This window comes from Ramlibacter sp. AN1015, from assembly GCF_037726105.1.
Classification (GTDB): Bacteria; Pseudomonadota; Gammaproteobacteria; order Burkholderiales; family Burkholderiaceae_C; genus Ramlibacter.
In genome coordinates this window covers 32,940-48,023 of record NZ_JBBJUM010000004.1, presented here as the reverse complement: position 1 = coordinate 48,023, position 15,084 = coordinate 32,940, and the positions used below count along the sequence as shown (strand labels likewise).

Below are 15,084 nucleotides of genomic sequence, written 5' to 3'. Positions count from 1 at the left end.
CGTGGGCTGGCTCATCACGAAGTACCTGATCACGGCCGCCATCGTGGTCCTTGTCTCGGAGGTTGCGCGCCGCAGCGATCGGCTGGGCGCCCTGATTGCCGCGCTTCCGCTCGTGACGGTGCTGACCCTCGTGTGGCTGCACATCGAAGGTCAGCCGCAGCAACGCGTGGGAAACCATGCCTGGTACACGTTCTGGTATGTGCTGCCCACGCTGCCGATGTTTCTGGCGTTCCCCACCCTGCTCGGACGCGTCGGGTTCTGGTTCGCGCTCGCAGGCTCGGCCGCGATCACGCTCCTATGCTTTGCCGGCGCGGCTGCGATCCTGCGCCGGCATGGGGTGGAACTGTGGCCGTGAAAGGGCTGCGTGGATCCTGCGCCCCCGCGTAGTCGATGATCGCGCGACGCGTGCAGCGGAGTGCGCACGCTGGCCCGGCCTTCGAGGGACGGCGCTCGACCATACGGTTCCAGCGCCTGGCCTGCCATGATGGCACAGCAGTGTCCGGACGCTGCAGCTCACTGATGGAGCGTTCTGCAGCAGCAGCAACACAGAAGTTGCACCAGAGCCCTTGCATACCGCTGCCCGACTCCCATACTGCATGCGCCTGCATCACGCACGGGGTACATCCCCCGACACAGCAGGACGGTGGTGCGCCCGTCAACGATCGCCCCAGCTGGTCCCCGCGCACCGGGTCCGGTTCTCCCTACTGCCAAGGAGTCGAACCATGAGCCTCTATCTGCTGCGTGCGCAATACACCCCCGACGCTTTCCGAGGGATGCTTGCCCGACCAGGTGACCGCGAAGGCCCAGGCCGGGAACTGTTCGAGGCTGCAGGCATGAAGCTGCAGCATATGTGGTACTCGGCCAAGGGAGAGATCATCTGCATCGCCGAGGGCGAGGCCGTCAACAGCGCCACCGTGGCCATGGTGGTCACGGCGAGCGGGGCGCTGTGTGGCGCGACGCTGGAGGAGTTGCTCACGCCCGCCCAGCAACTCGAAGCGATGAAGGCCGCGGGGGCGGTGTCCGCGAAGTACAGGGCGCCTGGAAAGTAGCAGGTAGCGCCCGGGCGCTGAGGCAGGGTCTGACGTGCGGCCCTGCCGCACCGCGTGCGGACGACCATCCGCCAGCTGCCCTTATTCCAGCAAAGCGTGCGCTTGAACGGCGCGAGCCGCGTGCCGCGCAGCGCACCTCGACTTCATGTGTTGGTGTCGGCGGTGAGAGGCACAGGACCGGAAGGTGCAAGCTCCACACTGATCGTGAACACGCATCCGAGGCCAGGCAGATCCTGGACACCCAGAGTGCCCCCATCTGCCTCCACGCTCTTGCGTGCTATGGACAACCCGAGTCCGAGTCCAGTCCTGTCGTCACCGCGTTGCGAGAACGGGGCGAACATCCGGCTGGCACTTCCGGCCGGGAGTCCGCCGCAGCTGTCTCGAACCTGGATCAAGACCCGGTTGCCGTCCCGAACCGCGCGCAGTTCCACTATCCCGTTGGGTCGGCTGAACTTGAACGCGTTCTGCAGAAGGTTGCCGAGCGCGGCCGAAAGCATGCTCCGGTTGGCCTCCACGCTGAGCGCGGGTTCGGCAGGAGCGACCTCGAACCTGCACAACTGGGCCTTCGGATCCAGCCTGGCCGTTGCGGCTGCATCGGCCAGGAAGTCCGCTATCAGAAAATGCTCGCGAACGACCGCGGGTTGTGGCGCTGCGCGAACCTCATCGATCGTCTTGTCGATCAGCTTCTGCAACGCACCCAGGCTGCGTTTCAGGACAGCACCGGTGGCCCCGCTGATCGGCATGTTGGTCAACTCCAGCGCGTTCAACGACAACTTCGCCGTCCCGAGCGCGTTGCGCAGCTCATGGACCAGGAATCCGATCCGCTGATTGACCTCGGCCGCTTGTTCCTCGCTCCGGGAGAGATCCCTCTGATAGCTGAACTCCGTGACCGCATCGGCTATGGCATTGTCGAGGCAACGATTCAAGGTGCGGAACTCGTCCACGCTGAACGGAGCGTCCCGCTCTACGGCCAGATCGGTGATGGCTTGGCAAAGGTCGCCGTAGTCATGGACAACCTGATCGACCGTGAAGCCCATTTCGAGCAGCTCGCGCCCATGCGCGGCTGCGCTGATCCCGATTTCGGACAAGGCAAGACCGCCGTCGCCACCCGACGCTCCGGAGATCCGCTTGCCTTCGGCGGATTTGCCCATTTCCTCGGCCGCCAGCGTGCGGGTCAGTTGTTCGAGGAAGATGGGAACTCCGTGCACTAGCTGCTGGTCGGTCGCAGCTCGGCGTGGACGCTGCGCAACCTTCTCCTTGCAACGTGCAATGAGCTCCTCCCGGTTGTTCACGAGGAACTGGTGCATGAATCTTTCTCCTGCTCGACGTCCGCCAGTACGCCGAACTGAACGGAAAAGTACGGCGGCAATGGATCTGCATCCGATCGGCACCCCAGTATGCGCCTCTCACCGATGGTTGCGCCGGGTGATCTCAGAGCTCATCGCGGACCAAGGCCATGACTTCAGCGACCCGGCCCCGACAGGACGATCACCGAAAACAAGTGCGCTATGTGCTGTTCGGTGCCGGCATCCAGCTCGCGGCGGGAACAGGTGCACTTCCCGCAACTCGCAGCGACCGGATCGTGGTCCTAGTCTGTTCTGCGCTTTGCATCTGGACCGTTGCAGTCGGCTTTGTTGTGGGACTTGCGCTGGCCCTTCTGAGCAGGCGTGGGCTGCTCCATCTGTAGAACTGAGCTGTCGCGGCCACTTCTTGCAAGTGCGGCCGAAGCGTGGCAGCGGGCGGCCCTCGCGATCCAACAGGATGGCGGCGATGACGCTGCGCTGGCCGAGATGGAGCCGAAGGATCTCCGAATGCGTGGGGCGGGCCCGGTCGGACTCGCCTGCTGCCCAGCGTATCCCCTTGGCGCCGAACAGCGTATTTCCTGATGGGAGCCCACCGGGGAGGTGGGAACGAGCCCCGACGCGGCGAAACAGGCGTACTGCTTTGGAGGCGGGCTCGAAGTGATCCTTCGAGGGACCTGCCGACTCGGCCTTGCCCAACAAAAGATAGCCACCCGGCCTGATCGCGAAGTGAAGCAGGTCCAACACGCGCTCCTGCAGCGCGGGCTCGAGGTAGATCAGGAGGTTCCTGCAGAGGACCAGATCGAGCCGCGAGTAAGGGATATAGCGCAGCAGATTCTGCGGGGCAAACATGACGCAGTCGCGCAGCTGCTTGCGCACGACGTAGCGACTCCCGCGCCTGTCGAAAAAGCGGCCGAGACGCTGCGCCGATATGGTCGATGCAATGCTCTCGGGATAAGAGCCCGCCCGTGCGACCGCCAGCGCATCAGTGTCGATATCCGTGCCGAATATCTGAACATGGGGCGTCGTGCCCAGCGCCTCGCAGTTCTCGACCAACAACATGGCAATCGAGTAGCTCTCCTGACCGGTAGCGCAGCCCGGCGTCCAGACGCGCACCGGCGGATCCCCGGGTTGGCGGTTGGCCACCAGCACCGGGAGGACTTCATCGGCCAGAGTCTCCCAAGCTTCCGGATCCCTGAAGAAATCGGTCACCCCGATCAGGAACTCTCCTTTGAGTGCGTCGACTTCTTCAGCGGATGTCTGGATCAGTGCGACATAGTCGGCGATCTGGTCCATCTGGCGCAGGGCCATGCGCCGACCAAGTCTGCGCCGCAGCATGGCCGGGCGATACCAGCGGAAGTCATTGCCCCGTTCGGGCAAGCACGATGGACAGCACGTCGGACAGGCCATCACTGTGAGCGTCACCGCCCTGGTCGTCCATCACGCTGCTACGCGGCGATTCAACCGTAGCAAGTGGCTCCACCGCGTGATCGAGGTACGACCGAATCGCGGCCGGAATCTCATTCGCCGGCACGTTTCAGCCGGTCGTGAGCCCAGCCCGCGCGGTTCTTGTACATGGGCTTCCCGCGCCAGACACTGCTCCCAACGGCGACATCCTCGTCGCCGAGGGCAAGGGCGGCAATGCGCCCAGCGTCACGCCCAAGGACGTGATCGCCGGCTTCATCAAGGCCCGAGGAACGTCCTCGGTCAAGGGGGGCGATCGCCTGACCCTGCTGCGCGATGCCGACGGCGACGGCACCTACGAGATGCGCACCGTCTTTGCCAGCGGCCTCAACGCGCCCTACGGACTGGCCCTCGTGGAGCGCAGCCTCTTCGTCGCCAACCCGGACGCGCTGGTGCGCTTCGATTACGAACCCGGCCAGACCCAGGCCAGCGGGCCGCCCGTGAAGCTCACGGACCTGCCGTCGAAGATCAACCACCACTGGACCAAGGCCCTCACAGCCAGCGCGGACGGCCGCTTCCTCTATGTGGGCATCGGCTCCAACAGCAACATCGCCGAGCGCGGGTTGATCGCGGAAGTCGAGCGCGCAGTGATCTGGCAGGTGGACGCCCGCACCGGCCTGCACAAACCCTATGCCACGGGCGTTCGCAACCCCACGGCCTTCGCCATCCAGCCCGGCAGCGGCCAGCTGTGGACGGTGGTGAACGAGCGCGACGAGCTTGGGCCCAACCTGGTGCCCGACTACCTCACGTCCATCCGCGAAGGTGGCTTCTACGGCTGGCCCTACAGCTACTGGGGCCAGCACGTGGACACCCGCGTGCGGCCGCAGGACCCGCAGAAGGTCGCCTCGGCCATCACGCCCGACTACAGCCTCGGCGCCCACGTGGCGGCCCTGGGCGTGGCCTTCTACAACGCATCGATGGGCCAGGCCTTCGCCGACGGCGTCTTCGTCGGCGAGCACGGCAGCTGGAACCGCTCCGAGCCGGTGGGCTACAAGGTGGTCTTCGTGCCCTTCCGCGACGGCCGCCCCGCCGGCCCGCCGGTGGACTTCGTCACCGGCTTCCGCGACCCGGCGGGCAAGACCCGCGGCCGGCCCGTGGGCGTGACGGTGGACCCCAAGGGCGCGCTCATTGTGGCGGACGACCTGTCGAACACGGTGTGGCGGGTGGTGCCGGCGCAGGCCCGGTAGGCGGGCCGTCGCAGCGGGCAGGTGTCACGCGCACGCCGCGGCGTGCGCGCAGGTGACCGTGCATCGACGCAGCCAGCACCAGTCCCGGCGTGTCGTCACGGCGCCATGACACGCTGCGTCCGGCTATCGTTCTCATGAATGTAGCGTTGCGCCGACGTGGACGCCGCGTGCGGGCGCCGGATGCGCGCTGCTGCCGAGGAAGCCACCTACACTCGGTCGGACGGCTGAGCAGCCGCATCGATTCACCTCGAGAAGGAACCCATCCCATGTCCCATCCGATCGTCCGCCATGTCGCCGTCGCCGCTCTGGCGTTTGCAGGCTTGAGCGCTCAGGCCTCCGAAGTGGCGTACATCGCCTCGTCCGGCGGCTACATGCTCCACAACCAGGGTGGTGCAGCGGTGACGCGCGATTGGGACGGCGCCGGCGCGATCCAGGGCTTCACCGGCTACGGCGCGATTCGTGTGGACGGCCAGTGCCTGACCGGCCAATCCGGAAGCCAGCCCCTGCGCTGGGAGTCATGCCGCAATGGCGACAAGGCGCAGATCTGGAAGCTGTCAGGCCGGAAGCTGAACAACGAGCTGGGCTGGTGCGCTGACGTGCAGGGCAACCGCGGCGGTGCCGGCGTACCGGTGCTCGCCTGGAACTGCAGCGGCGCCACCAACCAGCAGTGGAAGGCACTCGCCAGGGAGTCGGCGCAGTCGTTCGCCGGGCGGCAGATCCGTGACCCGGGCGTGCGCAATGCCTTCATCCAGGCGGCGCGGTCCGCCCGGCCCGGCGTGGTGATCAGCACCGCCACTGGCCAGGTCGTCTCTGCAGGTGGGGCCAATGCGGTGTCGGCCGGGGGCGCCAACGTCGTCTCTGCCGGTGGCGGTAACGTCGTGTCGGCTGGAGGCATGAACTGATGCATCGGCAGCAGGATGCCCACATCGGGAACCTCATGAGCCGCGGCGCGGTCCTCCTTATGGCGGCGTGCGCCGGCGTGACGGTGCCCCTGGCTGTCGCAGCGCAGATCCAGCCGCTCAGCGTGCTCACCACTCGGGGGGGCGAGCTGGAGGTGGGAACTTACAGCTGCAAGCAGCAGTACAACCAGGCCGGCTACACCTACAAGCTGGTCGAGTTCAGCAGCCCGACGCAGTACGCCTGGATTTCGGGCGGCAAGAAGCAGGGCAGCATGAAATACGAGCCGGCCAGCGGAAAGGTCACTTTCACCGGCGGTCCGCTGGGCAAAGGCTTCGAGGCCCATGCGGGCAGGCGTGCGGACGGCGCCTCGGTCATCATCCTTGTCGATACGGACCTGGCTCCCAAACCCGACGCCTACGACTACTGCACGCGCAAGAAGTCCTGAGCGGACCCCGAGGGCTGAAAGCGTGCAGCTGCGGGCGGTGAGGTCTGGTGTTGTGTCGCGCACGGCCCGCGCAGCGCTTGGGCCGGCTCAACTTGTCAGCCCTTGGCGTCCGCAACGCACTTCTTGACGAAGCTGGTCTTCGCCGCCCCGGCGAGCTTCCTGGTGTTGGCCTGTGCTTCGCAGGCTGTCGCACCACTCGCAGCCGTCGCGTCGGCCTCGCACTTCTTCAGAAAGCTCGTCTTCGCGGCGCCGGCGAGCTTGCGGGACGCGGCCTGCGTTTCGCAGGTGAAGGCGGCCGCCTGCTGCACGTCTGCTTCGCACTTCTTCATGAACGAGGTCTTGGCAGCGCCCGAGAGTTTTCGGGCCGTGGATTGTGCGTCGCACGATTCGGCGGCGAATACCCGATTGCGTCCGATTGCGCGGCGCGCGGGCGGGGCGGACGGCAGCCCGGCGGCGTTTGGGGATAATCCCGCGCTGCCCCTGACCACACGCCGGAACCCGCATGCCCACCACGGTCAAGGCCACCGACCTCATCGAATCCATCTCGGCCGCCCTGCAGTACATCAGCTAAGTCTGAGCGTGGTGGGAGCGTTGGCCCAAGCGGAGTGGGCTAGCATGTAGCCCGCTGTGCTAAGAGCGTGCAGCACGCGTAGGTCGAATGGGGCTAGGACGGGCTACTGTGCGCTGCCGTGCCCCCTTGAACGCTGCACACGGCTTCCGTCGATTGGGGAGCGTCGAACCTTTGTGGCAGTTCTGGCTCCCCGTCGAGAGAAATTCGCGCTCTCGCGTAGCAGTCAATGTTTGACGGCAATGCAATGCCGCTCTGTGCCGACTTTAGCCAGATATGGGCAGTCACATCCATTCGGTTGGGCTGGTCGAACGTTCCTCTTGCAATCGCCCGGTACTCTGGCCATCGCTCGAAGGTAAGGGTGACCGTAGTTGCACATGTCGGGCAGAAATGCAGGAAGACACGCCTGCCACTAGTGTCCGAAACGTGAGCGTAACAATTCATCTGCGCGCCCGTGAACTCGACAGCTCCAAGCGAAAACATGGATTCCGCGAAGAAGGAGGAGCCCGTCATCTTCTGACAAGCAGTGCAATGGCAAATCAGTGTTCGCATCGGCTCTCCATGTGCCCTGTAGCGCACCGCGCCGCACAAGCAGCCTCCCTGATTAACTTCGTCAGACATTGGCCTCACCTCCTGAAACCGACGTTTGAACTAACGGTGAACGCCCAGCTGCGCGCGTCATTCGCGCCGCGTGAGAACCTGAAGTATGCCGGCGGGCGCGAGGCGAGCATAGGCTTCCAGCCTCGCGGACGCTTCGAGGTGACATGTTCTAGGTTGCCCGCCAAGGCATTCCGCCGAACGGCGCACAAGCATCGACGCGTTGAACTCAATCTTCAAGAGGCATACAAGACGGGTCTTGGACCCATTCAGTACATCAGCTAAGCCTGAGACTGGCGAGAGCGTCGGCCCAAGCGGTATGGGCCAGCGTGTAGGGCAGCGTGCAGATAGTGTGCAACAGTGCCGGTTTTGACGGGCGCCGGCGAGAACTAGCTTGTCACCGCCATGCTGCTGATGAAACCGGCAGCAAGCAGCGCTTCCAGCGCCACGCTGGAGAGAATGCCGGGCTTCGCTCGCTTCGCGATCAGCTCGAAAATGCCAATGAGGGCTAGCAAGCTCAGCGCAACAGCAAATCCTGCAGCGATGCCCCACCGCGCTTCGGGTGCTGACGTCGCTCGCACCATGAGCAGCAACGCCGCGAGGCCAAGATAGATGCAGCCGATTCGCCTTCCAATCAGCAACCCGGTTGGGCTAGGTTCAATTCCCCAGCGACGCAACAGAAGGCCCCCAGCGAACAGCCAAGCCAAGCCCAGGAGAATTGCCGCTACTGCGGTGACGACAGCAATGGTGGAAAAGGACATGAGTGACGATCCGGCTGCAGTTCACCAGCATTGTGGGCTGCTCGGACCAGTTTGCAAGTGGTGCGGACGGGTTTGACGGGAGCGTGGGGACGCTGCGGAAGCCGCTGCTTGGGCATTGCTGATGCCTGGGCCGCACAGCCGGGCGCGTGCACTGTTTGGGCAAGTTGCGCCGCGCACGGCCGGCGAGCATTTTCCTGGGCAGTCCGACCGCCTAAGATCGCTCGACAACCACCTCGCTGACCTGCATGAGCGGCTGGATGTCCGTGTAGTTGGGAATGTCCGCCATAATTTCTTTCGCGTGCGGACCGAAGGCCGTTTGAAAGCTGTCGACCGACTCGCAAAAGATGTCGCATCTGCCGACGTACACAGGCTCGGAACCAGGGGCTCCCCCGGCGATTCCCTTGTCAACTGTGTAGTAAAGGCATGCATCACCCATTCGACGCTTGACCAGCGGCATGTGCTTGTCCCGGTAATACGCATGGTCGAACCGGGCCCCCTTCGAATGAGGGTACATGACGCTCACCTTGATCATGGCATGTTCTCCTTGGAAAGGAGCCAGGATAGGCAGCCAGCAAGCGCCGCAGTATCGGGTTTACCTGGGGTCGGCGTCGCCTGCACATTGCAAATACTCCGGGCTACCCTCCCTTGAAAAAGCGCGGGTCGCCGGCTAGCGCCCAGCACCAGCACAGGAACGAGGTTCGCTCATGTTTCTGCAGATCGACGGACACAAGATTTTCGCCCTTAGCTTCGGAAGCGGGGAGAGGACGCTTTTGGCGCATGGCGGCTGGATCAGCAACTTCGAAGACTGGATTGACGTCGTTGCCCTGCTAAGTAGCTCTTGGCGCGTCGTGGTGTACGACCACCGTGGTTCCGGTGAATCGCCCGTTCCAGTTGAAGCGATCACGTCCGAAAGTCTCGTTGACGATGTTTTCCGCGTGATGGACGCGATGCAGATCGACCGCTGCATCTTGGGCGGCTTTTCGCGCGGGACGGCTACTGTCCTGCGCGCCGCCGTCCAGCAACCGCAGCGGTTCGACGGCTTGGTGCTCTTGAACGGGCATGGGGAGGTCCGCGAGCCAAGCTTGCCCGTTGCGACTCGCATCGCTCCGTCCAAGTGGCCAGGCGAGACACACGAAGAACACTTGCGCTGGTTTATCGAGCGTTGCACGCCGGAAGAGGACGTGGATCACATCCGGCGTTGGGGCATGCACATCCTGTTCCGCTCCCCACCCGATATTGCCGATCGATTGTTCATGGTGGAATTTCAGGACAAGATCGACTGGCCAACCCGACTGGCTACCTTTTCCCTGCCGACGCTGCTGATACACGGGCAAAAAGATGCCCTGTTCGATGTGCGTAACTTCCACTACTTAGACTCGCTACTGCCGAACTCCAAATTCGTAGAGTTGGAGGGAAGCGGACATCTACCGGCCATGGTGCGACCCAAAGACGTTGCCCATGAGATCAAAACGTTCTTCGAACGGACCTAAATCGACTCCCGAAACGGGCTTGGAACCACTCAGTACATCAGCTAAGTCAGAAGTCAGCGGAAGCGTCAGCCCAAGCGGCTTCGGCCAGCGTGCAGCGCAGCGTGCTGATGTTGTGCGGAGGCCGCGCGTACGCAGTAAGCTGGCTATACGACCCGAGCGCATCGCGCGAAGCCGGCGTTAACGACACAGGCTGGTGTGACGGATGCGTCATGAAAGCTGCTTATGTCTGACACCATTTACCTCATCAACGGCGTCATCTATCAGATAGCGAGTAGGGATGCCCATCTTGTCGTTTTGACGTTGGTGGATGATCCGCACGACAACAGCCCGCCCGATCAACTGGAATACGACTCGAATGAGTTCGACCGAAAGATTGCGGCCGGTGATATTTCAGTAATGTGAAAAAAGGCGCTGGAGCAGACATGGCGAAGCTCGGGATCAATGCAGCTTTCGCAGCGTACGGCGCCGTACTCAAAAATCCGCAATGGTCCGTATCCGCTTGGACGCCCTCAGGCGAACTGGTCGTAAGTCTTTGGGACCACCACTTCCGTAAGGGAGCGCCACCCGGAATGATGGACTTTGCTGATTCCTTTGCTCGGTGGTCGGGGCATGGGAACAAGGAGTTCCGGGAGAACTTGAGCAAGGCGTATGCTGCGGAAAGTCGCATTCGCTTAGTAGTTGCTAAGACGGATCAGATTGCGCATGTTGAAGCGGGGGAAGATGCGAGCAAGATTGGCAAGGAGTTCTTCCTGCGCGATGATCTGGTCGGCTTGGTCCACGAACTTACTGCCGATCGCTACGTCATTCGGTTCAAGCGCCAGTAGTGTTCTCGCCCACGACTGTGCATGGCCACTCCATTCACATCGTGACCGGAGCGTGCATCGTCTGCTGAATCCGTGCAACAAGGCACAGTCCTGCACATCTCTGCTTCGTATACAGTAGAGCTATGAGCTGGCTCAAGATTCAGATTGCTGCGGCACCCAAGCTTGCTCTTCTTGCTGGACAGTCCTTGTTCGCGCTTGGCGGCTTTCTGATCGTCAGCGGCTTAATCGGTCGGGTCACCACCACCGCAATCAACTCAAGTCGTAGCCTCAGTAAGCTTCCGGCCCTGACTGGCTTGAGAGAGGCTTTCCCGACATACGCCTTGTGGTGGGTACCGGAAAGCCTGCTTGGCTACGCGCTCCCCGGGTTGCTCGCCATCGGTGGCATTTATGTTGGCCAGCCAGCCAAGCAGCTGCTGCAGGCACGGCGGACCGCGTTGAACAAACGGCGCAGGTAGCCGTGGCAAAGCTCGCGATCAACGCCGCATTCGCAGCCTACGGCGCAACGCTAAACAACCCCCAATGGTCAGTTTCAGCGTGGACACCTTCGGGCGATCTGGTTGTTAGCCTTTGGGATCACCATTTCCTGCCCGACGCCCCGCCCGGCATGATGGACTTTGCTGACTCGTTCGAACGTTGGGCTGGGCACGGGAACAGAGAGTTTCGTGAGAACGTCGCCCGCGCTTTGGCCGCTGGAAGTCGCGTGAGAATGGTCATCGTCAAGACAGACCAGATTGGACGAGTGCAGGCCGGAGAGGTCGCGAGCAAGATCCGCAAGGAGTTCATCCTGCGCGATGACCTCGTAGGCTCAGTCCACGAACTCACCGGCGATCGCTACGTCATTCGGTTCCAGCGTCTGTAGCGGGCCCGAATGGCGTGCGGCACTGTAGCTCGAAAGATCCAGAGAATGGGGGCTACACCGCCCAGGAGGGGAGGCAAATACCTCAAGAAGGACGGGCTGGGCGTCTACCACACGCTGCAGTCGCTCATGAGCTTCCGAACACGTGGGGCGACGGCTAGCTGCACATCAACGTACAGGCGGCGTCACCATCAACAAGCAGGAGTGGAAGACCACCGTGACTGGCACCGCGTCATGTTCTACGGCGACGACACGCGCTACGACCTGCAGATGCACCCCATGGGTGTGGCGAGAACACCTAAAAGGAATACGTATGGGCTACAAACCTGACCACTGATGTGCCCATGTCTGCTGTTCACCTACATTGATGACAGGGGCCGACTGACAGATGAGCAGCGGGGTGGACGACGCCTGCCAGGGACAATGCTGTGCATGCGTTGGAGGAACCCCATGCCCAAATTCGACTGGCACAAGGAGCACCCCGGCTGGAAGCTGGCCGCATGGGCGCTGCTGTTGACGCCCACCATCCTGCTCGCGGCGGCAGCGCTCCTTAAAGCCCTCAAGTGAGTGATCTGCTCGCGGGTAGCGGTCCGGTGCTCTTCAATGGACCACGACGACGCCTGTCTGCCGGTGCAGAGATGAGTCGTCATACGTGGCACACCGATGGACCTACTTGGTGAACTGGAAATTGGCGCGGTAGGTCGATCCATCTTTGAACTTCATCGCTAACTGCCGGCATCCAGTCCACTTCTTGTCCGTCTTCCAAACATACGTGTATTGCATGGTGAGCGGATCGTACTGAAGTCCCGAACTACCAGCAGTGTTGACCGTTTCTTCAACGGGATCTACTTCCCCACCGGTACAATTCGTTGTGACTGCCTGCGGAACACCATCAAGGATGTCCATGAACATCCTGCGCATCACGGCCACACAGCCGCACAGGAAGATGGCCGTGAGCGTCCAGCCCCTGTTCAGCATCAAGCACGACGACCCGCTGCCCATCTACAGCAAGGACAACACGCGCTACGACCTGCACGGCCAGGCGAATGTCCATTTTCTCTTGAGTTCAAATAAAAGGTCACCTGTGTACCTTGGCAATGACTTACGCACCATTCGTACCAGTGTGAAGAACATCACCTAAGCTCTTGTGGCATCTGGTCTTTCTTGCCACATAGCCATAGCTGTTCTATTGTTACGGTGCTCGCTGATGCCCACACTCAGGTGGCTGCCAAGTCAAGAGACATTCTTTTTGAACGGCATTGCTTGACCTCTTGCCAAGAATTCGGGAAACATAGAAGGCACTGGTCATTCACACCCTTTGGTTGCGAACTTCTACTTCAAGCTGTAGACAATGGTGATTCACCAGCTCTGGCGGAAAGACTTTCACTTCAGTATCCGCGAATAGTCGCCATCCTCATGGCGAACTTTCAATTCATGTTGGCTCGTGCCTTGCGCTCGGCCCCGCTGCTTGAGGCTCAACAGCGGACCTTTTTCCAAGCCGGTTCACCGCGTCAATGATGCCCCCGCCCGAAATGCAAATGGCGCCTAGTACCATGAACATGAGTGCCTCGATCTCGTGAATAGCGCTTTTGGAAGCGCCAAACACGCTCAGACCAGCGATAAAGGCTACCGCTCCGATGATGTATAGGAAGAAGGCCAAGGGGCCATCGTAAGACACCACGTGTAAAAAGCGTAGCCTGAACAGTTAGTAGTTGCCCTAAGAAGCCCCGTACCTTGTCGCCACCTTGGTTCCGAAGGTTGCCGCCTACGTTGCTTGCGCAAAACCGCTCCTGACCCACGCCAGCCCTGCTGCTACTCCCCACAAGAACGCAGGCGGCAGCACCAGCAACATTCCGAACCGCACCCAGTCTGGAAGTGCTGTGTATGGGTACTGGGGGCTGCTTCCATGCTTAGTCAGCCAGTTTGTGTCAAACAGAGCAAGGGGATCACTCACCCAATACCAGAACACATAGCCACAATAGTCTCTACCGCCGTATTCAACCCATGGCCCGAGGCCACAACCCAAGAGGTGTACCCGCTCCCAAGCAAAGAGGCCTACCACCGCTAGCAGCCAAAGCGTCGTGGCAAACACTCCAAGTCTGAACCAACCTCTACTCATGTTCACTTAATCCCGGCGCGTTGACGCAGCTCTTCGTAAAGCTTGTACGTACCGTCGTGAATGTTCTTCAGCGGATTGGCTTTGCAGTAGTTGTCCATCCAGAGAAGAACTTGATCCCCTTTAACTCCGCGCAGAGGGTCTTCTTTGACTTCGTGCCGAAGCGCCGAGTTGAGGCCGCTGATAAACCCTAGCAACCACCAGCGGTGCCCCGTAACGTCCTGCCGGACCCACGTGCCGCAGTCAGGAACCTCATAAGCCAGCGCAGCTTGGGCACTGCCCACGCTTGAAAGTGCGAGACCTAGAATGAGCGCCGCTGCTTTCATCACTTTTCTTTTACGTTGACGTCGAAGCCACCATATGTTAAGTTGTGGTAATGGTCGATACGGATGTTGAATCTGCCGTCCGACACACTAAGCAGCGCAAAGATGCCAGCGATGATCAGCAGTCGTAGCAGGGAATCTTTACTGAAGAGGAACTCGAAGAAGCGCTTTACCTTGTCCATGTTCTAGCTTCAATAGCAGAGCGCCGATCATGCCAGCAGCAGGGCATCCCGTCAATGATGAGCTACTAGCAGAGCACCAAGTCGCTACTTGTGCAGTTGAAAGTCTGCGGGGCAAACCAGCTATCGCTGTAGTGCTCTAGCTTCTAGTATGTTGCGTCCACTGGCAAAACATTGCTCTATGACCTGCTCGATGAATTCGCCATTCTTGAAGCACGTATTTGCGTGCGGCCTCTTTGCCTGCTCCTTCGCCGCCTCTGCGCAAACCATCGAAATTAAAGGCATCTATCTTGGAATGCCAGAAGCCGATTTCAAGCAGCTTCATCCGAACCTGAACGGGTTCACAGTTGCCGGCATTCAATCCAAGTACAGCACGCCCTACGTGTATTTCAAAGATGGGGTGCTGGACTCATTTTCATTCTACTTCACCGCGAACGGGTACGACGACGTAAGAGCAGCGCTGTTGACAAAGTATTCGAGCCAGTTCCAATGCGAAGAAGAGATCGTCAGTACTCGCGCTGGCGCCTCTTTCAAACAAGAGCGATGCAGGTCGGATTCGCCGGCAGGCTCGGTCACTCTTTCTCGGTTCGTATCTGACATCTCGACCAGCAGCTTGAGCATGATGTCTCGCCGACTCATCGACGAGTTGAAAGAAAAGCAGAAGGCCAAGCGGGGCGACATTTAGGTGGTGGCCTTCCAAAGCTTCCCGTCAGCAAGTCCAACCCCATTGTGGGCGATTAGGTTCCGCTTCTTTGCCAACGCTTTAATTCTTTTTGCACCGCTTGGAATGCTGCCCAGTGCGACCCGCTCCGTGCCCCCACAATTCCTGTCAGCAGATCAATGCGCGGTGGAAGGGCTAGATTCGCTTCGATCAGCGGCTGCGCGATTGGGTCGCGGGGACAGTGCCGCAGCGTAAGTGCTGCCCTCAATAGAGCCAAACGCCATAACAAACCTGCCCACTTCTGCTGCCCATTTGGCGCGCATCTTCTCGTGGGAATCCCCTTCGTCCGCGTCTTTCATTCTC

At 61.2% G+C, this 15,084-nt stretch carries 21 protein-coding genes; 12 read left to right on the top strand and 9 right to left on the bottom strand.

Annotated elements, in window-relative coordinates; translation table 11 throughout:
- Position 1: 1 nt before the first annotated feature.
- Both WG922_RS07935 and WG922_RS07930 read left to right on the top strand, forming a co-directional pair.
- Complete coding sequence (locus WG922_RS07935) at positions 2 to 355, top strand: DUF3147 family protein (RefSeq protein WP_340281896.1); 354 nt, start codon at positions 2 to 4, stop codon at positions 353 to 355.
- A gap of 367 nt (positions 356 to 722) precedes the next feature.
- Positions 723 to 1,049: a hypothetical protein gene (locus tag WG922_RS07930; RefSeq protein ID WP_340281895.1), complete on the top strand. Its 327-nt coding sequence runs from the start codon at positions 723 to 725 to the stop codon at positions 1,047 to 1,049.
- Positions 1,050 to 1,192: 143 nt separating this feature from the next.
- Here the strand turns inward: WG922_RS07930 and WG922_RS07925 are convergent, their stop codons facing one another.
- Together WG922_RS07925 and WG922_RS07920 are read right to left on the bottom strand one after the other, a co-directional pair.
- On the bottom strand, positions 1,193 to 2,356 hold the full coding sequence (locus tag WG922_RS07925) for a sensor histidine kinase (protein WP_340281894.1): 1,164 nt from the start codon (positions 2,354 to 2,356) through the stop codon (positions 1,193 to 1,195).
- 99 nt (positions 2,357 to 2,455) lie between these two features.
- The gene (locus tag WG922_RS07920) at positions 2,456 to 3,760 is read right to left on the bottom strand and encodes a CheR family methyltransferase (RefSeq protein ID WP_340282257.1); all 1,305 of its coding nucleotides are present in this window, start codon (positions 3,758 to 3,760) and stop codon (positions 2,456 to 2,458) included.
- 137 nt (positions 3,761 to 3,897) lie between these two features.
- Between WG922_RS07920 and WG922_RS07915 the strand changes: the two genes are divergently transcribed.
- The 3 genes from WG922_RS07915 (at position 3,898) to WG922_RS07905 (ending at position 6,346) form a co-directional block, all read left to right on the top strand.
- Positions 3,898 to 5,001 (top strand): PQQ-dependent sugar dehydrogenase, encoded by a 1,104-nt coding sequence (locus tag WG922_RS07915; RefSeq protein ID WP_340281893.1) that lies wholly within the window; start codon positions 3,898 to 3,900, stop codon positions 4,999 to 5,001.
- 266 nt (positions 5,002 to 5,267) lie between these two features.
- Positions 5,268 to 5,903 (top strand): RICIN domain-containing protein, encoded by a 636-nt coding sequence (locus WG922_RS07910; protein ID WP_340281892.1) that lies wholly within the window; start codon positions 5,268 to 5,270, stop codon positions 5,901 to 5,903.
- Complete coding sequence (locus tag WG922_RS07905) at positions 5,903 to 6,346, top strand: hypothetical protein (RefSeq protein WP_340281891.1); 444 nt, start codon at positions 5,903 to 5,905, stop codon at positions 6,344 to 6,346. Before WG922_RS07910 ends, WG922_RS07905 begins: the two co-directional genes overlap by 1 nt.
- Positions 6,347 to 6,441: 95 nt before the next feature.
- Here WG922_RS07905 and WG922_RS07900 read toward each other — a convergent pair whose 3' ends face one another.
- From WG922_RS07900 to WG922_RS07885, 4 genes are all read right to left on the bottom strand, one after another.
- Positions 6,442 to 6,675, bottom strand: a complete 234-nt coding sequence (locus WG922_RS07900) for a hypothetical protein (RefSeq protein ID WP_340281890.1) — start codon at positions 6,673 to 6,675, stop codon at positions 6,442 to 6,444.
- A gap of 335 nt (positions 6,676 to 7,010) precedes the next feature.
- Complete coding sequence (locus WG922_RS07895) at positions 7,011 to 7,535, bottom strand: GFA family protein (protein ID WP_445322805.1); 525 nt, start codon at positions 7,533 to 7,535, stop codon at positions 7,011 to 7,013.
- Between the two features lie 365 nt (positions 7,536 to 7,900).
- Positions 7,901 to 8,272, bottom strand: a complete 372-nt coding sequence (locus WG922_RS07890) for a hypothetical protein (protein WP_135285621.1) — start codon at positions 8,270 to 8,272, stop codon at positions 7,901 to 7,903.
- A 211-nt stretch (positions 8,273 to 8,483) separates the two neighbouring features.
- Positions 8,484 to 8,804, bottom strand: coding sequence for an EthD family reductase (locus WG922_RS07885; RefSeq protein ID WP_340281889.1), 321 nt, complete (start codon positions 8,802 to 8,804; stop codon positions 8,484 to 8,486).
- Between the two features lie 172 nt (positions 8,805 to 8,976).
- Between WG922_RS07885 and WG922_RS07880 the strand changes: the two genes are divergently transcribed.
- The 5 genes from WG922_RS07880 to WG922_RS07860 all read left to right on the top strand — a co-directional run bounded on the left by WG922_RS07880 (position 8,977) and on the right by WG922_RS07860 (position 11,445).
- Positions 8,977 to 9,762 carry an alpha/beta fold hydrolase gene (locus tag WG922_RS07880; RefSeq protein ID WP_340281888.1) on the top strand — a complete coding sequence of 262 codons (786 nt, stop codon included), beginning with the start codon at positions 8,977 to 8,979 and terminating at the stop codon, positions 9,760 to 9,762.
- A gap of 222 nt (positions 9,763 to 9,984) precedes the next feature.
- On the top strand, positions 9,985 to 10,164 hold the full coding sequence (locus WG922_RS07875; RefSeq protein WP_135285624.1) for a hypothetical protein: 180 nt from the start codon (positions 9,985 to 9,987) through the stop codon (positions 10,162 to 10,164).
- 20 nt (positions 10,165 to 10,184) lie between these two features.
- A complete protein-coding gene (locus WG922_RS07870) occupies positions 10,185 to 10,586 on the top strand; it encodes a hypothetical protein (protein ID WP_135285625.1) in 402 nt (133 codons plus the stop codon).
- A 122-nt stretch (positions 10,587 to 10,708) separates the two neighbouring features.
- Complete coding sequence (locus tag WG922_RS07865; protein WP_135285626.1) at positions 10,709 to 11,041, top strand: hypothetical protein; 333 nt, start codon at positions 10,709 to 10,711, stop codon at positions 11,039 to 11,041.
- 2 nt (positions 11,042 to 11,043) lie between these two features.
- Positions 11,044 to 11,445 (top strand): hypothetical protein, encoded by a 402-nt coding sequence (locus WG922_RS07860; RefSeq protein ID WP_340281887.1) that lies wholly within the window; start codon positions 11,044 to 11,046, stop codon positions 11,443 to 11,445.
- A 666-nt stretch (positions 11,446 to 12,111) separates the two neighbouring features.
- On the opposite strand, the gene WG922_RS07855 is transcribed toward WG922_RS07860, so the two are convergent.
- Positions 12,112 to 12,348 (bottom strand): PxKF domain-containing protein, encoded by a 237-nt coding sequence (locus WG922_RS07855; protein ID WP_135285628.1) that lies wholly within the window; start codon positions 12,346 to 12,348, stop codon positions 12,112 to 12,114.
- On the opposite strand from WG922_RS07855, the gene WG922_RS07850 reads away from it, so the two are divergent.
- On the top strand, positions 12,347 to 12,583 hold the full coding sequence (locus WG922_RS07850; protein WP_135285629.1) for a hypothetical protein: 237 nt from the start codon (positions 12,347 to 12,349) through the stop codon (positions 12,581 to 12,583). The genes WG922_RS07855 and WG922_RS07850 overlap by 2 nt on opposite strands.
- Before the next feature lie 980 nt (positions 12,584 to 13,563).
- Here WG922_RS07850 and WG922_RS07845 read toward each other — a convergent pair.
- On the bottom strand, positions 13,564 to 13,884 hold the full coding sequence (locus tag WG922_RS07845; protein WP_135285630.1) for a hypothetical protein: 321 nt from the start codon (positions 13,882 to 13,884) through the stop codon (positions 13,564 to 13,566).
- Positions 13,884 to 14,063 carry a hypothetical protein gene (locus tag WG922_RS07840; protein ID WP_135285631.1) on the bottom strand — a complete coding sequence of 60 codons (180 nt, stop codon included), beginning with the start codon at positions 14,061 to 14,063 and terminating at the stop codon, positions 13,884 to 13,886. Before WG922_RS07840 ends, WG922_RS07845 begins: the two co-directional genes overlap by 1 nt.
- Positions 14,064 to 14,268: 205 nt before the next feature.
- Here WG922_RS07840 and WG922_RS07835 point away from each other — a divergent pair, with 205 nt between their 5' ends.
- Positions 14,269 to 14,745: a hypothetical protein gene (locus WG922_RS07835; RefSeq protein WP_340281886.1), complete on the top strand. Its 477-nt coding sequence runs from the start codon at positions 14,269 to 14,271 to the stop codon at positions 14,743 to 14,745.
- Positions 14,746 to 15,084: the final 339 nt, after the last annotated feature.